The organism is Niabella sp. (assembly GCF_030150205.1).
In the GTDB taxonomy this organism is placed as follows: Bacteria; Bacteroidota; Bacteroidia; order Chitinophagales; family Chitinophagaceae; genus Niabella.
The window spans coordinates 102175-122758 of sequence record NZ_JASLGT010000026.1; the positions used below are offsets into that span (position 1 = coordinate 102175).

The following is a 20584-nucleotide window of genomic DNA, read 5'->3' on the forward strand; positions in this document are numbered from 1 at the left end:
AACCACCCACTAAATTTTGAACTGATATAATTCATATATAAAATGGTAACAGATCCAATTGCAGATTTTTTAACAAGAATACGTAACGCTCAGATGGCAGGTCACCGTATTGTAGACATTCCTGCATCTAACCTTAAAAAACGTATGACGGAGATCTTATATAATCAGGGATATATCCTGAAGTATAAGTTTGAGGAAGATAATAAGCAAGGGGTAATTAAAATCGCTTTGAAATACGACGCTACTACCAAGCAGCCTGCTATTCAGAGCCTGGAAAGAGTAAGCCGTCCGGGACTGCGTCAATACGCTAAACCCGCGGATATCCGCCGTGTAAAGAACGGTTTGGGAATTGCGATCCTGTCTACTTCTAAAGGAGTAATGACAGATAAAGATGCCCGTTCCCAGAATGTAGGTGGTGAGGTGCTTTGCCACATCTATTAATCGAATGTCATTAAAACCGGCGATACATTAAGCCGATACCTAACAGGCTGACCGGTTGCCGGATGTATCAACAATAAATAAGAAATAATAAACTAATTTTTATGTCTCGTATAGGTAAACAATTAATCACCATTCCGGAAGGAGTTACCGTAGCAGTAGGAAGCGATAACGTTGTTACTGTTAAAGGTAAAAAAGGAGAACTGAAACAAGCCGTTAATGCTGATATCAAAGTAGAAGTAAAAGACGGCCAGGTTACCATCACCCGTCCTTCTGATCAGATCCAGCACCGCGCACTGCATGGTTTAACCCGTGCATTGGTAGCCAACCTGGTTGAAGGTGTTACCAACGGATTTGAGAAAAAGATGGAACTGGTGGGTGTAGGTTATAAAGCTACCAACCAGGGCAACCAGCTGGATCTTTCCCTGGGATATTCGCACAACATCATTTTTGATATTCCTAAAGAGTTAACTGTTGCTACAGAAACTGTAAAAGGACAGAACCCAACCATCACCATCAGCGGTAGCGACAAGCAGCTGGTAGGTGCGGTATGCGCTAAAATCCGCAGCCTGCGTAAGCCTGAGCCTTACAAAGGAAAAGGTGTTCGCTTTGTAGGTGAAATCGTACGCAAGAAAGCAGGTAAATCTGCAGGTAAATAAATAATTTGAAGATTTGAAAATGAATTAATTTGAGAATTTATTCATTAATCATTTTCAAATTTTCAAATCTTCAAATTTTCAAATGATCCCTGGCAGTATCAGGGAAATAAATAAAGAAACAATGTCAAACGCAAAAGTTCAAAGAAGAACCAGCATTCGCCGCATCATCCGTCAGAAAGTGAGCGGTACATCACAAAAGCCAAGACTGGCGGTGTTCCGGAGCAATACGGATATTTACGCACAATTGATCGATGACGTGCAGGGACTTACGATTGCAGCTGCGTCTACAAAAGACAAGGATATTAAAGCCCAATCTGGTACCAAATCTGAATTGAGCAAACTGGTTGGTGCTGCAATTGCCCGTAAAGCGGCTGATCTGAAAGTAACAACCGTTGTTTTTGACAGAGGTGGTTATTTGTACCACGGACGTGTGAAAGCAGTTGCTGAAGGTGCTAGAGAAGGTGGTTTGCAATTTTAAAAAGTTATTCAATCTAAAACGAAATAATGTCAACAGTTAATTTCAACAATGTTAAGGCCGGCGATCTTGAATTAAAAGACAAGGTTGTAGCTATTAATCGTGTAGTAAAAACAACTAAAGGCGGCCGTGCATTCAGCTTTTCCGCATTAGTTGTTGTAGGAGATGGCAACGGTGTTGTAGGACATGGTTTAGGAAAGGCGAAAGAGGTTCAGGAAGCTATTACAAAAGGAATCGAGGATGCAAAGAAAAACCTCATTAAAGTTCCCATCATGAAAGGAACCATCCCTCATGATCAGTGGGCAAAAGAGGGCGCAGCAAAAGTAATGGTTAAACCGGCTTCTGCGGGTACTGGTGTAATTGCCGGGGGCTCTATGCGCGCGGTATTGGAAGCAGCAGGTCTTACAGACGTGTTGGCGAAAAACCTGGGATCAGCAAACCCACATAACGTGGTAAAAGCTACCTTCAAGGCCCTGGCAATGATGCGGGAGCCTGTGCACATTGCAAAGACGCGCTCTTTAGGTTTAAAGAAAGTATTTAACGGATAAGAAATATTTATGGTTTGAGGTTTATGATTTGAGGTTTCTAAAAATCTCAAATCTCAAATCTCAAATCTCAAATCTGAGATTATGAAAAAGATAAAAGTTACTTTAGTAAAAAGCCCGATCGACCGCCCGGAAAGGCAGAAACTCACGTTGAAGGCTTTAGGATTGAATAAAACCAACAGTAGCAAAGAAGTAGAAGCCACTCCGCAAATTCTGGGCATGATCCGTAAGGTGGAGCATATGGTTAAAGTAGAAGAATTATAAATTTTCGCTCCGGAGATTTATATTTGCACTTTCTCTGCTATTCGACCCTGTTTTAAACAGGTATATTATTAACAAGCGAGCTCCCGCTTTTGGAGCGTAAGTAAAAAAATAAAGCGATGAAATTACATGAATTAAGACCTGCGAAAGGCGCTGTACACAAAGAAAAAAGAATTGGTCGTGGTGAAGGTTCCGGTTTTGGTGGTACCTCTACAAAGGGTAACAAGGGTGGACAAAGCCGCGCTGGTTATAAGCGGAAATTAGGACATGAAGGTGGTCAGATGCCGATTCAGCGTCGTACACCTAAAAGAGGCTTCAAAAATCCGGATAAGATCGTTTACAAGATCATCAATATCGGTCAGGTAGATCAGTGGGCCGAAACACATAACATCTCTGATTTTTCTGCTGAAAATCTTTACGCAATGGGCTTCATTGGTAAAACAGATAAAGTAAAGGTTTTAGGTAATGGAGAAATTAAAGGCAAATTCACTTTTAAAGTTCACGCCATCAGCGAAAAAGCAAAAGCAGCTATTGAAGCCGCCGGTGGGTCTGTTGAGGTTTTAAAATAAAAATTTCTCAAAAATAAATTTTGACGCACGTAGTGCGTCTTTTAATTTTGGAGAATTGACTAATTAAGAAGAATCAGGTGAAAAAACTAATTACTACACTTAAGAACATATGGAGCATCGAAGAGCTAAGGAGTAAAATTCTTTTCACTTTATTGCTTGTCTTTATCTACCGGATCGGTAAGTACATACCGCTACCCGGTATTAACCCGGTTACTTTAGAAGCCCTGCAGAAGAACAATGCACAAAACGGCATCCTGGATCTGATCAATACTTTTGCGGGAGGTGCGTTTGAACAGGCTTCTATCTTTGCATTGGGTGTGATGCCGTACATTACAGCATCTATCTTTATGCAGCTGATGACCGTTCTGGTTCCTTCTTTCCAGAAAATGCAGAAAGAGGGTGAGAGCGGCCGTAAAAAGATCAACCAGATCACACGGTACCTTACCGTTGTGGTAACCTTTGTTCAGGCATTTGCTTACCTGGCTTACCTGCAGCAAACTTCCGGACCGGCCATCATGCCCGGATACGGCAGCTTCTATTTCTCATTAACAACCATCGTACTGTTGACTACAGGAACCTTGTTTGTAATGTGGCTGGGTGAGAAGATCACCGACAAAGGACTGGGTAACGGTACCTCCCTCATCATCATGGTGGGGATCCTGGGACGTTTGCCACAGTCGGTTGCACAGGAACTTACCTTCCGTTCTACCCGTACCGGTGATATCCTGATCTTCATCATCGAGATCGCGTTGTTTATCGGTATCATTATGGGCTCCATCCTGTTGGTACAGGGGGTGCGTAAAGTGCCTGTAAACTATGCAAAGCAGATCGTGGGCAACCGTCAGTTTGGTGGTGCGCGCCAGTTTCTGCCGCTGAAAGTGAACAGTGCCGGTGTAATGCCCATCATCTTTGCCCAGGCGATTATGTTTGTGCCCACCCTGTTTACTATGGGAAGCAAGAACGCAGATCTGGGAAGAATGTTTACCGATCATACGAATGGCTGGTATATGCTGATTTATGCAACAGTGGTGATTGGCTTTACCTTCCTGTACACCGCATTGATCTTTAATCCCAAGCAGATCTCTGATAACCTGAAGCAGAATAATGGTTTCATTCCCGGAGTAAAACCTGGTCAGCCAACAACCGATTATATTGGTACGATCATGGACCGGATCACCTTCCCGGGTGCAGTATTACTGGCCTTCGTGGGTATCCTGCCCGGTTTGATCCAGAAATTGTTTGGTATGACACAAGGATTCTCCATGTTCTTTGGAGGTACTTCATTGCTGATCATGGTAGGGGTAGTGCTGGATACTTTACAGCAGATCGAAACCCAGCTGATGATGCGTCAGTACGACGGACTGATGAAAAGCGGCCGGATCCAGGGACGTCAGAGTTCCTCTGCCATTCAGATTTAATTCGTTATAAGAAATTCAATAACTTTGCAGTCCCGCAGCGAAAGTTGCGGGACTTTTTTAATGAATCATATGGTAAAAATTAAAACGGACGACCAGGTAGCATTGATGCGCCGGAGCGCATTGCTGGTCAGTAAAACGCTAACGGAGATCGCGAAGATCCTGAGACCCGGAATTACAACATTGAGCCTGGATAAGAAGATCGCCGAGTTTATTGCAGATCATAACGCCGTTCCCTCTTTCCTTAATTATAGCGGATATCCGTTCAATTCCTGTATATCGGTAAATGACGTAGTGGTGCATGGTTTCCCTAATAAGAAGGAGCTGAAGCAAGGGGATATCGTTTCTATTGATGTGGGAGTGATCCTGGATAAATGGCATGGTGATCACGCATACACTTTTGCCATCGGGGAGCCTACGCCGGAAGCGCAGCAGCTGATCGCTGTTACAAAGGAGTCGTTATATAAGGGTATTGAAAAGGCAACCACCGGGCACCGGATCGGGGATATTGGTTTTGCCATTCAGAATTATACGGAGAAAGACCATGGGTATGGTGTGGTAAGAGAACTGGTTGGACATGGACTGGGGCAGAAGATGCACGAAGATCCGCAGGTGCCCAATTACGGAAAAAGGGGCACGGGCATGAAGCTGCAAAGCGGCATGGTGCTGGCCATTGAGCCGATGATTAACCTGGGAAAAAAGGAGGTCTTTACAGAAAGCGATGGCTGGACGGTTCGTACAAAAGACGGAAGTCCTTCCGTGCATTTTGAGCATGATGTGTGCGTACGGCAGGGGAAGGCGGATGTGCTTTCTAACTATGCTACCATTGAAGAAGCGGAAAAACAGAACCCGGAGTTGTTTGTTTGCACATTGAAAGCCTGACCTGCAGCGGAACTGGTACCGGCTTTTATCTTTAATTTTAAGAAGATATATGAAAATAGCGGTTATTGGAACAGGATATGTTGGCTTGGTAACAGGTACCTGCTTTGCAGAAACCGGTAACCAGGTAACCTGCGTGGATATCAACCAGGAAAAGATTGCCGCATTGCGAAGCGGTAAAACACCCATTTACGAGCCGGGCCTGGATGTATTGCTGGCCCGCAATATTAAGGAAGAGCGGATCAGCTTTACCAATGATCTTGCAAAAGCCGTAGAAGAGGCCCTGGTGGTGTTCCTGGCGCTTCCAACGCCCTCCGGCGCCGATGGAGCGGCCGATCTGAAGTATGTATTAAAGGTTGCGGAGAAGCTCGGAAGCCTGATCACTACCTATAAAATTATTGTAAACAAGAGCACCGTACCGGTTGGTACCGCTGAAAAGGTAGCTGCTATTTTAGCAGAGAAGCTGCCCGCTTCCTTGTTTGACGTGGTTTCGAACCCCGAATTTTTGCGGGAAGGCGTTGCGGTAGATGATTTCCTGAAGCCGGAGCGGGTAGTGGTAGGAACGGAATCGGAGCGGGCCATAAAAATTATGGGCGATTTATACGGGCCTTTTATACGCCAGGGGAATCCCATCTATTTTATGGATGCGCGCAGTGCTGAAATGACCAAGTATGCAGCCAATTCATTCCTGGCGATGAAGATCTCCTTTATGAACGAGATTGCCAATCTTTGCGAACGTACCGGGGCCAATGTAGACTGGGTGCGTATCGGGATCGGTAGTGATCAGCGGATCGGCAAACGGTTCCTGTTTCCTGGTATCGGTTACGGAGGCAGCTGTTTCCCCAAAGATGTACTGGCATTGAATCTTACGGCCCAGGAACACGATTACGAGTTTAAATTGCTGCAGTCTGTGCTCACCGTAAATGCCTTACAAAAGAAACGGCTGGTTCAAAAGCTAAGCCAGCATTTTAACCATAACCTCCAGGGCAAACAATTTGCTATCTGGGGACTGGCCTTTAAGCCGGAAACCGATGATATCCGGGATGCTCCCTCCGTAGAGATTATCAGGGAGCTGCTGGCTGCAGGAGCTACGGTAAAAGCCTACGATCCCGTGGCTACGGAAAACATCCGCCAGGTATTTGGAGATCAGCTTATATATTCAGCAAGTCAGTACGATGCCTTGCGGGATGCGGATGCCCTGCTCATATTAACGGAATGGAGTGAGTTCCGGAACCCCGATTTTGATAAAATCAAACAGAACCTGAAAGCACCGGTTATTTTCGATGGCCGGAATGTATATGCACTGGAAAAAATGAGGGAACTGGGTTTTCACTATGAAAGCATCGGGCGGAGTGCGGTAAATTGAATGTGAAAAATTTGAGCATTTGAAAATGAAGATTCCGGTACTGCCTGGTGATCCTGCTCCGGTCGGTGTTAAAGGGAATAGAAAACGATAAATCAATGCCGTTTTCTTAAAGCCGCAGCTGCGCAGATTTGGTATCGGCTTTAGCTATAATAATGTCGCAGAAAGGCGCTGCAGGTGCAATCAGCGTATCTGCGGCCACCATAAAAATTGCTTGGGAAACCGCATCGAATGATCAATAGCGGGCTGGGAAAAGTTAAGTACGTCATCAGGCAAAACGAAGCCGACCCGGAACGTTAAACCTTCCCCGGAGGGTAAATATTGAAACCATAAATGAGCTGCCGTTGCTGTTATAAATATCCTGCTCAGGACCTTCCAAAACGGTAAAGCGGTAGCAGGGGATCTGCTTCATTGCGCAGCAGCTTCAGGATCAGTTTCATACCCTGCACCGAAAAGGTAATGCCATTGCCGCCGAAACCCAGTACAAAATAAGCATTCGGAAATTTTTCGTGCTGACCAATATACGGCAGACCGTCCCGGGTAGAGCCAAAGCTACCGGCCCAGGAAAAATCATCGATAAAGGTGGTACCCGGCATAAACCCCTCCAGTTTTTCCATCAGTTTTTTTGTTTTCTTCTCTTTGATACGCTCCCTGAATGCGCCCGAATTAAACGGACTGTCAACGCCTCCGATCAGCAACCGGTCATCGTCGGTAGTACGCATATAGGTATATGGCTTTTCGGTATTCCATATCAATAATTTCTTCAGTTCCGGCGAAAGCCGGACGCCTGCTTCGCTGATACAGGCAAAGGTGCTGAATAGCCGGGCTGTTTTTTCGGGGAGCATGGCCACGGTTTCATATCCCGAGCAAAATACCAGTTTTTTGGCCTGCACCGTAAACCCATTGGCCAGCTGCAATTGAACACCATTACGCTGGTAATTGATGGTATCTATTTCCGTTTGATCATAGATCCGTAATCCCCGTTGCCGGTTTTTATGAAACAATTCGTGTGTAAACCGGTAGGCGTCCATACTGGCGGCTGTTGCGGAAAGAATGCCGCCAAAGGTTTGCAGCTGATACTGTTGGGCAATCGTTGTTGCCGGCAGCCAGCTTACGCCCAGCTGGTATTGATCGCGGATCTCGTATTCCTGCCGGAGCGTTTTTGCGGCTTTTTCATCATGGGCAAAATAAAGCGATTGTTTTTCTGAAAATCCGCAATCGATCTTTTCACGGGAAACAAGTGCCGCCAGGTCTTTAATGGCCGTGATCCCCGCCTGGTAGCAATGCACGGCGTTGATGGTTCCGATACGGTCTGCCAGCTGGTACAACGGTACGTCAATTTCGTATTGTAACATCGATGTGGTAGCGGCCGTGCTGCCCTGGGCGATATCCCGTTTATCCAGCACCGTTACCTCGTAACCGGCATGCAACAGAGCATGACTGATCAATGCACCGGTGATGCCGCCGCCGATAACGATGATTTCAGTACTCAGGTTTTCCTGGAGGGAGGGATAGCTGTAAAGCAACCCGTTTTTAACCAGCCAAAAGGATTCCAATGTTCTTAAACGCATTTTTCAGTGATTTTTATTGGTCATTAGCCATAAACATAATCATCATTTTGTGTATACATTGCCTGCCCGTTTTTATGGCTCATTTCATGTAATTTTACCTGTTTCCTCCTCAATTTAAGATGAATTGAAAACACTTGGAAATGATCCTGTAAAAAGATTGTATAGTGGCGCGTTTTGAAAGCTCCGACGGTTACCAGATTATCAGCGAATGGATGCAGCAGGCCTCCCGGAGCCCCTTTCATTTTCAGAAACAAACCTGGAAAAAATTTGATGAGGGGTATTCCGGGTTGGTTATTGCACCTACGGGTTTTGGCAAAACCTTCTCCGTATTCCTGGCCCTGGTGATCCATTATTTAAACCATCCTGAAAATTACGGAAGCGGACTAAAATTGCTATGGGTGACACCTTTGCGCTCACTGGCAAAGGACCTGGGACGGGCCATGAAAACGGCCCTGGAAGAGATCGGGCTTGATTGGGAGGTTGGTGTGCGCAACGGCGATACCCCGGTGGCAGAGCGTCAGCGGCAGAAAAAGAAAATGCCGGAAGTGCTGATCATCACACCGGAAAGCATGCACCTGCTATTTGCGCAAAAGAACAATACCGTACTGTTTAAATCGCTGCAATGCATTGCTGTGGATGAGTGGCATGAGCTGCTGGGCAGCAAAAGAGGGGTATTAACGGAGCTGGCGATTGCCCGGCTAAAGCGGATCGCACCGGGTGTTCGGATTTGGGGAATATCGGCTACGATTGGTAATATAGATGAGGCGCTGGAGGTACTGCTTCCGGATAAGACGGCCCGCCGGACAATGATCCGGGCGAAAGAAGAGAAAAAGACCGCGATCATTTCGATTATACCAGACCAGATCGAAGAATTGCCCTGGGCCGGCCACCTGGGAACGCGGCTGGCTGCCCGTTTGATACCGGTCATTGAAGAAAGCAATACCACCCTGATCTTTACCAATACCCGGGGCCAATCGGAATTATGGTACCAGGTATTGCTGAGTGCGGCGCCCGACCTGGCCGGACAACTGGCGCTGCACCATGGTTCGGTAGATGCGGAGCTGCGTGCCTGGATCGAAGACCGCCTGCATACCGGCCAGCTGAAAGTGGTGATCTGCACTTCATCGCTGGACCTGGGAGTGGATTTTAAGCCGGTAGATACGGTCATCCAGATCGGTTCGCCAAAAGGCGTGGCCCGCTTTCTGCAAAGAGCCGGCCGCAGCGGCCATTCGCCCTTCGAAACTTCAAAGATCTATTTTTTACCCACCCATTCGCTGGAGTTGGTAGAGGCGGCTGCCCTGAAGGAAGCGGCAAAGGAAAAGATCATTGAAAGCCGGGTACCGCTGGTGCTTACATTTGACGTACTGGTGCAGTACCTCGTTACCCTGGCCGTGGGAGAAGGCTTCAGGGAAAAGGAATTGTTTGAGGAAGTACGGCAAACCTATTGTTTTGCCGGCCTGGAGCCGGATGAATGGCAATGGTTACTGCAATTTGTAACCCGGGGCGGTGAAGTGCTGCATGCATATGACGAGTTTCAGAAAGTGGTAGTAGAGGAGGGCCTGTACGTGGTGAAGAGCCGTAAGATCGCGATGATGCACCGGATGAACCTGGGGGTGATCGTTAGCGACCCGATGCTGAAGGTAAAATATATGTCGGGCGGATACATCGGCATGGTGGAAGAGTATTTTGTGGCCCGTATGCTGCCGGGCGATACCTTTGGTTTGGCCGGGAAGGTGCTGGAATTTGTGATGATCCGTGATCTGACGGTGCTGGTGCGCCACAGCAAAGCCAAACGGGCCATTACACCCAGCTGGATGGGGGGGCGGCTGCCGCTTTCTTCCAACCTGAGTGCCTTATTGCGGCATAAATACAGCAGTGCGTTACATCCGGCTGCTGGTGATAAAGAGCTCCGGACCCTGCACCCGCTGTTTGTACAGCAACAGGCGGTTTCGCATGTGCCAAGGGAAGACGAATTCCTGGTGGAGCAGATCGAAACAAAGGATGGCCATCATATTTACATGTACCCGTTTGAAGGGCGGCTGGTACATGAGGTAATGGCGGCATTGGTGGCGTATCGCCTGAGCCGGATACAGCCCATTACTTTCTCCATGGCCATGAATGATTATGGTTTTGAACTGCTGAGCGATCAATACCTGGAACTTACCGGTGAACAGCTAAACGTCGTTTTTTCTACAGAGAACCTTACAGCGGATATCAGCAAAAGCATCAACGCGGCAGAGATGGCAGGGCGTAAATTCCGGGATATTTCCGTAATTGCGGGCCTGGTGATGCGCAATTATGCCGGTCAGCTAAAAAACAATAAAAATCTTCAGTCATCTTCCGGGCTGATCTTCCGGATCTTTGAACAATACGATCCTAAAAACCTTTTATTAAGACAGGCCTTCGACGAGGTATTTTATCAGCAGCTGGAGGAGCCGCGGCTGATGGCCGCCCTGCAGCGGATTTTAAAGAGCCGGATCGTGATCGTAAAAGCCGGTGCTTTTACACCCCTGAGCTTTCCGATTAAGGTAGATAGCCTGCGTCAGAACCTGAGCAGTGAAGAGCTGGATGCAAAGATCCGGCGCATGCAGGAAGAGGCGCTTAAAACAAAGAAAAAAGATGCCGGGAACGAATAACACTGAGATCCATTATAAAGACGAAACCCTTATTTTATCGGCAGCAAGGGCGGCGTACTGGCCTGCCCGGAAAATGCTGATGCTGGCCGATCTGCATCTTGGTAAAACCGGCTATTTCCGCGCACATGGCATCCCGGTTTCAAGGGAGGTAATGGAAGATGACCTGAGGCGCTTAACGGGGTTGATTGAACAATTTAAACCGGAACAGGTGCTGGTAGCAGGCGATATGTTTCACCACCGGTTTAATAATGATGTACTTGTTTTTAAAAACTGGCGGCAGGCATATCAGGAATTACAGTTTGTGCTGGTTCCGGGCAACCACGACCGGCATATGGAGGTTGATTATGCCGATCTGTCCATACAGGTTACTGGTCCGGAGCATATTAACCCTCCCTTTCATTTTGTACATGAAATGGAAGAAGCGCATCCTGAACGGCTTACGATCTCCGGCCATGTACATCCCGGCTACCTGCTTTCCGGAAAAGCCCGGCAGGCACTTTGCCTTCCCTGTTTTGTATATGGACCCCATCAGTTACTGTTGCCGGCGTTTAGTGCCTTTACCGGTTTGTGTACTACATTTGAAAAAGCACCGGGCGCACATTATTTTGTGATCTCCGGTGATAAAATATTTGCATTTCAATAGCGGTACGGCCACGTATTTGGCATCATATTTTACGGTATTTCAAAAATAACCGGTGTATGATGACTATAAAGAAACATAAGACCACCAATCCGATGGATAAAAAAGAGGAAGTGGCCACAAGCAATGATCCCAGGATTGACCAGGATGTGCCCGGATTTCCACACCACCCTTCTTCCGAAGAAGATCTCAAAAAGAAAAATGAGAAGGATGTAAAGAAGAAAAAGAAATAAAAGAAAGCGCTTCAAAAGTCACCTGCTGCTCCCGGATGCCCAATAAGTCCGGCATGAACGCATGGTGGTTTTTGAAGCAACCTCTTTGTTATAGATGAAAAGGCATGCCTTTACTCAAACAATTCCTGGTCTTCCCGTTCCGCCATTGGGATCTTTTTAATAAAATCATCAAATTCCGGTCCCTCATGATTGCTGTACGGACCATAAATATCCAGGATATAAGCACGAAAGCCCTGCGGATCCTGGGTTACATAAAGCACCGTATTATTATCCGGATCCGATTCGTCTTCAAAACGGAATGTGCGGATAATAAGCAGGTCTTCCGGCTGGTAAACCCGTTGATGTTTTTCCGAAACCATTTGTTTTTGATCATTCATGATGATCTCCTGGTCAATACCCCGCTGTTTCAATTTTTCCAGCACCTTTGTAAGGGTGGTCATTTCTGTTTTTTGTTCCATAAGACAATAATTTGGATCAGGTAATTGAAATATCACTTTATAAAAACAGAAACTGCGCCAAAAACAGCATTATGGATTTGTTTAACGTTCCAGGTTTAAGGTTAGGTCCGCTTCAGACCTGATGTCTATTGTAGCTATCAATGGTCAGTTATCAGATGATCCCGTTCGTGATAAGCAGATCAGTTATTCAATGCTATTGCTCAATAGGGTGTTATCACCTGAGCATGATAGATACGATTAAAAACTGAAAACTGACGGTTGAAAGCTAAATGCTAAGCATATGGTGACTGATAACTAAAGACTAAACGCTGAAGCCAGAAGCAGAAGACCCAGGTTTGGAAGATCCTCGGGCCAGTGTGTAAAATACACCGTTCTTTATCTCTGGTAATGGGGACTGTTTACCCCCGCCAGGATGATGAACGGCGTTGCTGAAAATAGCACCACCGATCGTTCCGGTTCCTTTTTGTTAACCACAGCACCGGCTATTTCCGGTTTTGTTGAAACAGGGTCTGGTAATGGCGGCTGGCTGGGTGTTTCCGGGGCCTGTGGCACTGGAACTGCAATTGTTTGCCGGGCCAGTTGTGCTTCATAACCGGCCAGTTCCTGCAGGTCCGCCTCAATAATTTAGACAGCTGTTTCAGCGATTTGCATCCTGTTTTCCAGTTTGATCAGCAGGATAGGGTTGTATCGCAACAAGCGCGCCTCCAGTACCATAACCTGGCTTTTAGCCAGATCGCGTTTTAGCTTCGTCGTTACATCCGTGGGTGGTGCCTGGGTTAACGCCTGCTCATAGCCATCGAGTACAGCTTGCTTCACGTACCGCTCTGCCAGGGTTTTTTCAATGATCTTTCGATGGCGCTCAATCCTGCGTTCAAGAAAACCGATTTTTACGGTTAAGCTGGATTGTTGCTGTCGCAATGTTTCTTTTAGCAATGCGTAGTCCTGGATGGTATAAACCCGGTTTAAAGATAGTTTTGTCATATTGGTTGCTTTAAGGTTAAAAAACAGGGGCTTTCGCTACCTAAATATAACAAAAAAAACGATAATGTGAAACGATGAGATTTTTTAACGGTTTATTGGGTAGGGCGTTTATGAGCACTATTATCATTCAGGAGCAGGTATTTGGTGTAATAGATTTGGAAGGGGTGGATTTTTATCATTTTTAAACTAACATTCGGAGCTGGATTTGGACTTTAGTTCTTTCGATATCTAAATTTTCTCTTTGTAATTAGAGTGCAGGGCTGGCAAGAAAATGGCTCACATAAAATCTCTATGCTGATTCTGACTTGCGGAATAGGTTATGGCTTTGTCTTTATCAGGCTTACGTTCGAAAAGTATAGTCCAACGAGCAGATTGGCACAATATTCTTCGCTGAGTGGGGATTTAAGGAATAATATCAAGAGGTGCTAGTTAGATAGCACCTCTTGATAAACTTTTAAAAATAATAATTAATTGTAATATTGATAATAAAAATGAAGACCTACCTGGAAATGAACATTTAACTTTATTCTGGCGGTATATAATTTCAGGTTATTGATATTGGGTAGCAATGTGGATGCTGGGCCTGTGGGGCCATTCGAGTTGTATAATTCATATGTGGGGTGGGCTCCAAAACCGACGGTATAAACATCGTTGTCTGCTAAGAAGTTTTTTGTATAAGTGAACCGTCCATCTGAGGTAGGGTAAATAGCATTGCCTATTTGAACATTACCAGGTGCATACATAATTCCATGACCAGGTGTGCCATCTATCGTTTCAACAGAAAGGTAATCGAGATATGTGTTTGCTCCATATGTTCCCCAAATAAAGTATTGCTTTCTTTGCTGAGTAAATTCAATATAAAACTTATAAATACAAGACCAAATTGTTCCACCAAGGGCATCAGTACCTGTGGGAACAACAATATAGTTTTCATGCAACCGTATAAATTTCCTTGTTTTACTATCGACGTCAAATCTTTGAGCTGCAATTTCATAGTCAAACTGTTGATTAGAAGATGGTTGGATAATTGGATCTGTTGTTGCCATTAAAGCTTTCATTTTGGGGAATGATTTAATTCTTTCGGCTTTTATGTCTGCCCTAAAATTACTTAGTTCTTTATCCAAGTTGAGATTGGCATCAAGAAAACTATTTGTTTGTAGTTCAGATTTAGACGCTTGCAAATAAAAGACATTATTGTTGTGATATCGGAGAAGGTATTCTCCAACCTGTACAATACCTTTGCTGTTAAGTACTTTATCTAAGGGTATACCGTTTTTACTACGCAATAGTCCGTCCTCTTTTCCATAAAAAAAGAAATTGCTGTCAATAATATTATTGCCTCCTGGAGTAGCCTCTATCTGGAGGAATTGGTCGTATAAAGATTTTTTGAGACCACTATTTCGCTTCCACTTTTGATATTCTGAATCACTCATCGCCATTAGTTTTGAAATCGTTTCATTAAAGGTGGCGATACTTTCAAATTTGAGATATGGCTCTCCATTAATGGAACTATTAAGAGTATTGGCGCTACCTTGATTTTGAATGGTTTCATCTTTTTTACAAGAGACAAGCGTTAAGATAAAAGCAGTAATAGTTAATAAATAGCAGTAAACTTGTTTTTTCATTTTCATTAGTTTTTAATTAGTAAATCGTGTTTTAAATAAGAAAATATTTCGGCCTGGCAAAAGGATGCCTGTTGAATTATTTCAGAGGTTGGTATTATTTAGCTGGGGCACGTTATCTTTTACAGGAAATCGAATAGATGTCTTTCATCATAATTGGTTTCATTTTTCATAAAGAGTTTAATTATATCTTAAAGATAATAAATAAATACTATATAAAAAATAATTTAACAGTGTTTTAAAAAAGGGTTGAAGACTTTTATTTAATTGGAATGTTCGGTAAAAGTTATTGAGAGGGAGTTGAGGGCACTATCTTAAAAAAAAATTGTAAATATTAAAATCCGGAGCTAGGTCATTAATCTAAGTTAATTCCAGAATTTAATCTCTTGTTTTTTTGTTTTTGGGGAATCTATTTTAGCCGGTACTTGCGCTGCACTTTGGAACTGTTAAAATATTTATTGATCTGTTCCTCCGACATGTTTTCCGCCATTTCTGTAGGTACTTCCCCCAGTTGAGCCTGGCTCTGGCGTAATTCTTTTTTAAGGGTTTCCGTTTTGGCTGCGATATTCGGATCGCGGTCGCCCGATAGCTTACAGTCAAAAACCACGTATTCAAGACGCTTAATATTGGCCCTGAGCTGTCCAGCCTGGTTTTGCTCTACCGTTTTTGGCGGAGCTGTTGCCTCCCTGATGGGTATGGCAAGTACACCGGCGCCGGCCAGCACTTTTGGAGTGGCTACTTTGTTATTGTTTACGGTTGTGGATATAACAGTTCCCGTGGTAGTAGTGGCAGCTGTGGCTACATCAAAGCCCGATCTCCAGGACTTGGTCGATTTTAGTTTTTTATCCAATTGGAGGAATGTGTATTTATAGCGCAATAACCAGCGGTTCATGTTTTCCAGGGCATCGGCGTATTCCCGGGTGGCAATATCGAAGTTCAATGCATTCCGCACTATTACTTTCACACGGGCCGTGTCTGTGAAATTAAACTGTGTAGTGCCGATAAACACCAGGTTTACGATCTTTACCTGCGCTGAATCTTTTTCGCTCACAAAGTCATAACCGGGCATCCACTCAAAAGTATCATCGCAGGTTTTGGGCAGCTTAAAACCGCCAATAGAAATGTTGCTGGTAACAAGTACCCGCTCTATTGGGAAATTTCCGTTATCGCAAAGAACATTAAAGGATAGTTTATTGCCTTCTTCTACATATACCGGGCTTACTACCGACGGTTTAATGCGAGGAAAAATAATATCGGTACTATAAAAGGAAATAGTAAAAGAAGTATCTACCCGGTCATGCGGATCCGACAAGCTTTGCACACCGATCTGCACCGGGTATTTGGTGTCGTATTTTAACCTGCCCGACATAAACAGCGACTTATTGGATTTAAAGGAAAGTGTTCCGTTGTCCTTGTCTATCCGCAGGCCGGATGGAGCATCTTTCAGGAACCAGTAATAATTCTTTTGAGGTTTATTGATCTGCAGCCTGTAAGACAGGTTAGAATCCACGTGCAGGGAAAAGAACGGGTAAAGGTTAATGATCCGTAAACTGGTATCTGCGTACCGGATAGTGTTAGGGATTATAGGAAGGTTAACGGAGTCATTTGTAACCTGGGCATTGAGCGCTCCGAATACAGAAAGCACAAATGCTGTAAAAAATATTATTTTTTTGAGCATAATCATAACGGGCGGTTAAAATGATTTACGAAAATACTGGATTATGACGAACTCAGCATAAATAAGGTTCATTTCCAGGCAGAAATAAAAAAGCCCATTGTAGAAACAACGGGCTCTAAACCAAAACTAACTGCTTATGAGAAAAATTTTTGTGCTTTATATCATTAAAGAACTTCTATATCTTTTGACGCCGTTTTAATATTTTCCTTTTTCTGGATCGTAACTATTAAGATACCATTAACATATTTGGCTTCAATTTTATCTGTATCCACTTTGTCGTCAACGGTGAATGTCCGTTTGAAGGAACGGGTCCAGAATTCTTTCCGGATATTCTTTTCAGTTGTGGCATTGGTTGCCTCGCCCTTATCAACAGAAATTGAAAGAATTTGTTGATCAATATTGATTTTAAAATCACTTTTTTCAAACCCGGGAGCAACTACCTCAATCTGGTACTCATTTTCTTTCTCTTTAATGTTGACCGGTACAAACCCGCGGGTATTGGGGTTTTTTACCTCCGCCTTAAAAATGGCAGGAATCTCTGTTATAAAATCATCTACCAGGCTGGTTAATGTGCGCTCGAAGGGCGTTCCGTTGAATTTTACGTTTGTCATTGCTATTCGTTTTAATTAAGTTTTAAAAATTTTGATTTGTATAGCAGGGATCAAATTCAACACCAACTGAATTTATCGGAAATAATGTCATTATTTTGTTGTTTTGTTTGACATGTTGTCATTTTATTAAACTCCCGAAGGTGCTAGTTGTCAGTTTACTCCCGAAAAATTCAAATAGGGGGCTAAATAATCAGCGCATCTGCGGCAGGTTTTAAAAAGAGCCGCAGATGCGCTGATTTAAAGAACCTTGTTTACCGGTAACCTTTGGTTTTAACTTTTTAGCTATTTTTGTGTTATCGTTTTAAAATCTATATAAATATGTATCCACAGGAAATAGTGATCCCCATGATGGAGGAATTGACTGATAATGGTTTTGAAAATCTCTCTACCCCTGAAGCGGTAGACGCTTCATTGGCGCAAAAAGGTACCAATCTTTTGGTAATTAACTCTGTATGCGGATGTTCCGCTGGTACGGCCCGTCCGGGAGTGCTAATGGCAATTGCCAATGCCGAAAAGAAACCAGATCACCTGACCACCAGTTTTGCCGGGTTCGATATTGAAGCAGTAAGCAAAGTACGCGAGCACCTGTTGCCTTATCCACCGTCTTCACCGGCTGTTGCCTTGTTTAAAGACGGGGAACTGGTGCATTTTATTGAGCGCCATCAGATCGAAGGCCGGTCTGCACAAATGATTGCGCAGAACCTGATCGCTGCTTTCGACGAATATTGCAACTAATCCTTCAGCGGGTATCTATAAAGGTCCTACATGGCACATGCAGGACCTTTTCTTTTGCACTTACTAAAGGCTTCTAAAGCCCTGAATGGAAAACTTTTAAGCGTTTAAACCTTAAACCTGCCTTATATTTGTAATATTGTGCTCAATTTTAACGCATGTATCCAAACCTATATTACGTTTTTAAAGATTTTTTCGGTATTGAGTGGAACTTCCTGCATTTTGTAAATTCCTTTGGTTTTTTTGTTGCGCTGGCCTTTATTATTTGTTCCGTTGTTTTGGCTAAAGAATTGCGCCGCAAGGGAAAGGAAGGAATGCTGGGACCGGTTGAGGAAAAAGTAATTGTAGGTAAGCCGGCCTCGCCCGCGGAACTGGCTACCAACTTTGGTCTTGGATTTTTGCTTGGATATAAAATCCTTGGATTATTCATGACAAATGGCGGCATGACCAATCCCCAGGAATATATTTTTTCCTCACAGGGAAACCTGCTGGCCGGTATCGGGTTGGGCGCGATATTTACGTATATAAAATGGCGGGAAAAAAACCGGCAAAAGCTGGCGACACCTGAAACCCGTACCATCCGTGTTTGGCCGCACGACCGGGTAGGGGAGATCACCATGATCGCCATTATCTTCGGACTGCTGGGCGCCAAATTGTTTGATACGTTTGAAAACTGGGATTCTTTTCTCAAGGACCCATCCTCTATTTTCTCTATGTCGGGGCTTACCTTTTACGGGGGGCTTATTTGTGCGGGCATTGCGCTTTGGTGGTATACCCGCAAGCATCAGATCCCGTTCCTGCATTTTATTGATGTAATGGCGCCGGTGATGATGCTGGCCTATGGCCTGGGACGTATTGGCTGCCAGGTTTCCGGCGACGGGGACTGGGGCATTTACAATGCTGCATTTAAAACGACTCCCAACGGAGGGGTGCTTCCTGCAACGCTGAACGACTTCCAGGCAACCGTAGCCCAGCAGTCGGAGTTTTTTGCACATAGTTCTACGCATCATGCATTTTTTCCCAAACCGGGATTCCTGAGTTTTCTGCCGGATTGGTTTTTTGCGTATGATTTTCCGCATAATGTAAATGAAACCGGGGTGCCGCTGACCAATTGTATCGGCAAGTACTGTAACCATCTTCCCGTACCTGTATTCCCCACTTCGCTTTATGAGATTATTATGGGACTCATCCTCTTCGGGCTGATCTGGGCCATCCGCAAGCGCTTTAAAGTACCTGGGATGCTTTTTGGTATTTATTTGATATTAAATGGTTTGGAGCGATTTTTTATTGAAAAGATCCGCGTAAATGTGAAAATGAATTTCCTTGGGATGCAGATCACCCAGGCCGAGTTGATCTCCTTTTTAATGATCATAGCGGGAGCCATCATGATCATTTTATTAAAACGCGGTTACCGGGAAGGAAAACCTGTTGAAAAAACGTCATAACCTATTATAACTAACTTTCTAAAAAACTGTTATATTACAGATAAGTTCGGAGAGCCGGATGGTTTTTCGCTAAATCTGTTGTATCTTTGAATGTTTTTAAAAAAACTGTTAATATTGTTCTATCGGAATACCGGCCCTCTTGGGGACGGTTCTTATAATTAATTCTATTATGCGCCAGCTAAAAATTGCTACACAAATTACTAACCGTGACTCTCAGGCGGTGGAAAAATATCTCCAGGAGATTTCGAAAATTTCCATGATTACGCCCGAAGAGGAAACAACACTGGCCCAAAAGATCAAAATGGGCGATCAGCGTGCGCTGGATAAGCTGGTTCAGGCGAACCTGCGTTTTGTGGTGTCCGTGGCAAAGCAATACCAGCACCAGGGGCTTTCCCTGAGTGATCTGATCAACGAGGGAAACCTGGGCCTGATCAAGGCAGCGCAGCGTTTTGACGAAACCAAAGGTTTTAAATTTATTTCCTACGCCGTTTGGTGGATCCGTCAGTCCATTCTGCAGGCTTTGGCCGAGCAGGGCAGGCTGGTTCGTTTACCCCAGAACAAGATCGGTACCTATAATAAAGCCAATAAAGCCTATATGGCTTTTGAGCAGGAGCATGAGCGGGAACCTTCTACAGAAGAACTTTCCGAATTGTTGGAAATGAGTGAAACGGAGATCAACAATATCTTCCAGAGCAATACCCGGCATACTTCGCTGGATGCCCCCGTGCATGAAGCAGAGGATGTGGCCATGGGCGATTTGCTGGAAGGCGGATCGGATACGGATGATGATGTGATGAAGGATTCATTGCGTAACGAGATCCGGAGGGTTCTGAAATCGCTTTCTCCCCGTGAAGCTGAAATTGTAAATGCCTATTTTGGATTGGATGGGGAAAATGGGGTAACCATCGAACAGATCGGCCAGAAGTACGATCTTACCAAAGAGCGTATCCGCCAGATCAAGGAGCGCGCCATCAAAAGGCTGCAAAAAGCACGGTACAGCAGTGCGCTGAAATCCTACCTGGGATAAGGCCAGTGTTGAATATAAAAAATATGAAGCTCCGGTATTGCCGGGGCTTTTTTGTTTAAGAGGGGAGAGATGAATTTGAAAATTTGAATCCCGATAGTCATCGGGAGTGGAAATGTGGAATGAGGCAGTAGTGAATAGTCAATAGACAATAGTCAATAGTTTTTTGCGGTTTTTGTCAATAGGCAGCAAATTGCTTTGTATATCCCTAAAACTTTCGTCTTCCTTGTCTCCCTGTCCACAAAAAGCTTTAGCCTTCAGCTATCAACCGTAGATGCTGCTTCATTCCTGCTGATCTATTGCCTCATTTCTGCATTTTTCCGGGGACACAAAGACTGGTGGGACATCG

At 44.5% G+C, this 20584-nt stretch carries 22 protein-coding genes; 16 read left to right on the plus strand and 6 right to left on the minus strand.

The window, feature by feature from the left end:
- Nucleotides 1-42: 42 nt before the first annotated feature.
- The 9 genes from rpsH to Q1V85_RS19875 all read left to right on the plus strand — a co-directional run bounded on the left by rpsH (nucleotide 43) and on the right by Q1V85_RS19875 (nucleotide 6607).
- The gene (rpsH, locus tag Q1V85_RS19835) at nucleotides 43-441 is read left to right on the plus strand and encodes a 30S ribosomal protein S8 (protein WP_235553350.1); all 399 of its coding nucleotides are present in this window, start codon (nucleotides 43-45) and stop codon (nucleotides 439-441) included.
- 101 nt (nucleotides 442-542) lie between these two features.
- Nucleotides 543-1097 carry a 50S ribosomal protein L6 gene (gene rplF / locus Q1V85_RS19840; RefSeq protein WP_300602303.1) on the plus strand — a complete coding sequence of 185 codons (555 nt, stop codon included), beginning with the start codon at nucleotides 543-545 and terminating at the stop codon, nucleotides 1095-1097.
- Between the two features lie 121 nt (nucleotides 1098-1218).
- Nucleotides 1219-1575: a 50S ribosomal protein L18 gene (gene rplR / locus Q1V85_RS19845; protein ID WP_300602304.1), complete on the plus strand. Its 357-nt coding sequence runs from the start codon at nucleotides 1219-1221 to the stop codon at nucleotides 1573-1575.
- 26 nt (nucleotides 1576-1601) lie between these two features.
- Complete coding sequence (gene rpsE, locus Q1V85_RS19850; protein ID WP_300602305.1) at nucleotides 1602-2120, plus strand: 30S ribosomal protein S5; 519 nt, start codon at nucleotides 1602-1604, stop codon at nucleotides 2118-2120.
- 81 nt (nucleotides 2121-2201) lie between these two features.
- Nucleotides 2202-2381, plus strand: coding sequence for a 50S ribosomal protein L30 (gene rpmD / locus Q1V85_RS19855; RefSeq protein WP_067752876.1), 180 nt, complete (start codon nucleotides 2202-2204; stop codon nucleotides 2379-2381).
- Nucleotides 2382-2497: 116 nt separating this feature from the next.
- Nucleotides 2498-2947: a 50S ribosomal protein L15 gene (gene rplO, locus Q1V85_RS19860; RefSeq protein ID WP_300602306.1), complete on the plus strand. Its 450-nt coding sequence runs from the start codon at nucleotides 2498-2500 to the stop codon at nucleotides 2945-2947.
- Nucleotides 2948-3024: 77 nt separating this feature from the next.
- Nucleotides 3025-4365, plus strand: coding sequence for a preprotein translocase subunit SecY (gene secY, locus Q1V85_RS19865; protein WP_300602307.1), 1341 nt, complete (start codon nucleotides 3025-3027; stop codon nucleotides 4363-4365).
- A 69-nt stretch (nucleotides 4366-4434) separates the two neighbouring features.
- Nucleotides 4435-5244, plus strand: a complete 810-nt coding sequence (gene map / locus Q1V85_RS19870) for a type I methionyl aminopeptidase (protein ID WP_300602308.1) — start codon at nucleotides 4435-4437, stop codon at nucleotides 5242-5244.
- A 49-nt stretch (nucleotides 5245-5293) separates the two neighbouring features.
- Nucleotides 5294-6607: a UDP-glucose/GDP-mannose dehydrogenase family protein gene (locus Q1V85_RS19875; protein ID WP_300602309.1), complete on the plus strand. Its 1314-nt coding sequence runs from the start codon at nucleotides 5294-5296 to the stop codon at nucleotides 6605-6607.
- Nucleotides 6608-6969: 362 nt separating this feature from the next.
- Here Q1V85_RS19875 and Q1V85_RS19880 read toward each other — a convergent pair whose 3' ends face one another.
- Nucleotides 6970-8175, minus strand: a complete 1206-nt coding sequence (locus Q1V85_RS19880) for an FAD-dependent oxidoreductase (RefSeq protein ID WP_300602310.1) — start codon at nucleotides 8173-8175, stop codon at nucleotides 6970-6972.
- 164 nt (nucleotides 8176-8339) lie between these two features.
- On the opposite strand from Q1V85_RS19880, the gene Q1V85_RS19885 reads away from it, so the two are divergent.
- From Q1V85_RS19885 to Q1V85_RS19895, 3 genes are read left to right on the plus strand one after another with little or no spacing between them, the layout of a single operon-like run.
- Nucleotides 8340-10811: a ligase-associated DNA damage response DEXH box helicase gene (locus tag Q1V85_RS19885; RefSeq protein ID WP_300602311.1), complete on the plus strand. Its 2472-nt coding sequence runs from the start codon at nucleotides 8340-8342 to the stop codon at nucleotides 10809-10811.
- Nucleotides 10795-11454, plus strand: a complete 660-nt coding sequence (gene pdeM, locus Q1V85_RS19890; RefSeq protein WP_300602312.1) for a ligase-associated DNA damage response endonuclease PdeM — start codon at nucleotides 10795-10797, stop codon at nucleotides 11452-11454. The genes Q1V85_RS19885 and pdeM overlap by 17 nt, the downstream gene beginning before the upstream one ends.
- Nucleotides 11455-11510: 56 nt before the next feature.
- On the plus strand, nucleotides 11511-11684 hold the full coding sequence (locus Q1V85_RS19895; protein WP_300602313.1) for a hypothetical protein: 174 nt from the start codon (nucleotides 11511-11513) through the stop codon (nucleotides 11682-11684).
- A 110-nt stretch (nucleotides 11685-11794) separates the two neighbouring features.
- Here Q1V85_RS19895 and Q1V85_RS19900 read toward each other — a convergent pair whose 3' ends face one another.
- Complete coding sequence (locus Q1V85_RS19900) at nucleotides 11795-12142, minus strand: hypothetical protein (RefSeq protein ID WP_300602314.1); 348 nt, start codon at nucleotides 12140-12142, stop codon at nucleotides 11795-11797.
- Between the two features lie 412 nt (nucleotides 12143-12554).
- Between Q1V85_RS19900 and Q1V85_RS19905 the strand changes: the two genes are divergently transcribed.
- A complete protein-coding gene (locus Q1V85_RS19905; RefSeq protein WP_300602315.1) occupies nucleotides 12555-12734 on the plus strand; it encodes a hypothetical protein in 180 nt (59 codons plus the stop codon).
- Between the two features lie 32 nt (nucleotides 12735-12766).
- Here Q1V85_RS19905 and Q1V85_RS19910 read toward each other — a convergent pair whose 3' ends face one another.
- From Q1V85_RS19910 to Q1V85_RS19925, 4 genes are all read right to left on the minus strand, one after another.
- Nucleotides 12767-13123: a hypothetical protein gene (locus Q1V85_RS19910; RefSeq protein WP_300602316.1), complete on the minus strand. Its 357-nt coding sequence runs from the start codon at nucleotides 13121-13123 to the stop codon at nucleotides 12767-12769.
- A gap of 467 nt (nucleotides 13124-13590) precedes the next feature.
- Nucleotides 13591-14748, minus strand: coding sequence for a hypothetical protein (locus Q1V85_RS19915; RefSeq protein WP_300602317.1), 1158 nt, complete (start codon nucleotides 14746-14748; stop codon nucleotides 13591-13593).
- A 406-nt stretch (nucleotides 14749-15154) separates the two neighbouring features.
- Nucleotides 15155-16423 carry a hypothetical protein gene (locus Q1V85_RS19920; RefSeq protein ID WP_300602318.1) on the minus strand — a complete coding sequence of 423 codons (1269 nt, stop codon included), beginning with the start codon at nucleotides 16421-16423 and terminating at the stop codon, nucleotides 15155-15157.
- 164 nt (nucleotides 16424-16587) lie between these two features.
- Entirely contained in the window at nucleotides 16588-17034 is a 447-nt protein-coding gene (locus Q1V85_RS19925) for an Hsp20/alpha crystallin family protein (protein ID WP_300602319.1), read from the minus strand.
- A gap of 318 nt (nucleotides 17035-17352) precedes the next feature.
- On the opposite strand from Q1V85_RS19925, the gene Q1V85_RS19930 reads away from it, so the two are divergent.
- The 3 genes from Q1V85_RS19930 to Q1V85_RS19940 all read left to right on the plus strand — a co-directional run bounded on the left by Q1V85_RS19930 (nucleotide 17353) and on the right by Q1V85_RS19940 (nucleotide 20238).
- Entirely contained in the window at nucleotides 17353-17769 is a 417-nt protein-coding gene (locus Q1V85_RS19930) for a BrxA/BrxB family bacilliredoxin (RefSeq protein WP_300602320.1), read from the plus strand.
- Nucleotides 17770-17924: 155 nt separating this feature from the next.
- Nucleotides 17925-19211, plus strand: coding sequence for a prolipoprotein diacylglyceryl transferase family protein (locus tag Q1V85_RS19935; protein ID WP_300602321.1), 1287 nt, complete (start codon nucleotides 17925-17927; stop codon nucleotides 19209-19211).
- A 169-nt stretch (nucleotides 19212-19380) separates the two neighbouring features.
- Nucleotides 19381-20238: an RNA polymerase sigma factor RpoD/SigA gene (locus Q1V85_RS19940; RefSeq protein ID WP_008585204.1), complete on the plus strand. Its 858-nt coding sequence runs from the start codon at nucleotides 19381-19383 to the stop codon at nucleotides 20236-20238.
- Nucleotides 20239-20584: the final 346 nt, after the last annotated feature.

Excerpts from the sequence above, each read along its gene's own strand:
- Q1V85_RS19880 (WP_300602310.1), bottom strand. The coding sequence starts at position 8,175 with ATGCGTTTAAGAACATTGGAATCCTTTTGGCTGGTTAAAAACGGGTTG.
- Q1V85_RS19930 (WP_300602320.1), top strand. The coding sequence starts at position 17,353 with ATGTATCCACAGGAAATAGTGATCCCCATGATGGAGGAATTGACTGAT.
- map (WP_300602308.1), top strand. The coding sequence starts at position 4,435 with ATGGTAAAAATTAAAACGGACGACCAGGTAGCATTGATGCGCCGGAGC.
- Q1V85_RS19910 (WP_300602316.1), bottom strand. The coding sequence starts at position 13,123 with ATGACAAAACTATCTTTAAACCGGGTTTATACCATCCAGGACTACGCA.
- pdeM (WP_300602312.1), top strand. The coding sequence starts at position 10,795 with ATGCCGGGAACGAATAACACTGAGATCCATTATAAAGACGAAACCCTT.
- Q1V85_RS19875 (WP_300602309.1), top strand. The coding sequence starts at position 5,294 with ATGAAAATAGCGGTTATTGGAACAGGATATGTTGGCTTGGTAACAGGT.
- Q1V85_RS19905 (WP_300602315.1), top strand. The coding sequence starts at position 12,555 with ATGATGAACGGCGTTGCTGAAAATAGCACCACCGATCGTTCCGGTTCC.
- rpmD (WP_067752876.1), top strand. The coding sequence starts at position 2,202 with ATGAAAAAGATAAAAGTTACTTTAGTAAAAAGCCCGATCGACCGCCCG.
- rplO (WP_300602306.1), top strand. The coding sequence starts at position 2,498 with ATGAAATTACATGAATTAAGACCTGCGAAAGGCGCTGTACACAAAGAA.
- rplF (WP_300602303.1), top strand. The coding sequence starts at position 543 with ATGTCTCGTATAGGTAAACAATTAATCACCATTCCGGAAGGAGTTACC.
- Q1V85_RS19915 (WP_300602317.1), bottom strand. The coding sequence starts at position 14,748 with ATGAAAAAACAAGTTTACTGCTATTTATTAACTATTACTGCTTTTATC.
- Q1V85_RS19900 (WP_300602314.1), bottom strand. The coding sequence starts at position 12,142 with ATGGAACAAAAAACAGAAATGACCACCCTTACAAAGGTGCTGGAAAAA.
- rpsH (WP_235553350.1), top strand. The coding sequence starts at position 43 with ATGGTAACAGATCCAATTGCAGATTTTTTAACAAGAATACGTAACGCT.
- Q1V85_RS19925 (WP_300602319.1), bottom strand. The coding sequence starts at position 17,034 with ATGACAAACGTAAAATTCAACGGAACGCCCTTCGAGCGCACATTAACC.
- Q1V85_RS19940 (WP_008585204.1), top strand. The coding sequence starts at position 19,381 with ATGCGCCAGCTAAAAATTGCTACACAAATTACTAACCGTGACTCTCAG.
- Q1V85_RS19920 (WP_300602318.1), bottom strand. The coding sequence starts at position 16,423 with ATGCTCAAAAAAATAATATTTTTTACAGCATTTGTGCTTTCTGTATTC.
- rpsE (WP_300602305.1), top strand. The coding sequence starts at position 1,602 with ATGTCAACAGTTAATTTCAACAATGTTAAGGCCGGCGATCTTGAATTA.
- Q1V85_RS19935 (WP_300602321.1), top strand. The coding sequence starts at position 17,925 with ATGTATCCAAACCTATATTACGTTTTTAAAGATTTTTTCGGTATTGAG.
- Q1V85_RS19895 (WP_300602313.1), top strand. The coding sequence starts at position 11,511 with ATGATGACTATAAAGAAACATAAGACCACCAATCCGATGGATAAAAAA.
- rplR (WP_300602304.1), top strand. The coding sequence starts at position 1,219 with ATGTCAAACGCAAAAGTTCAAAGAAGAACCAGCATTCGCCGCATCATC.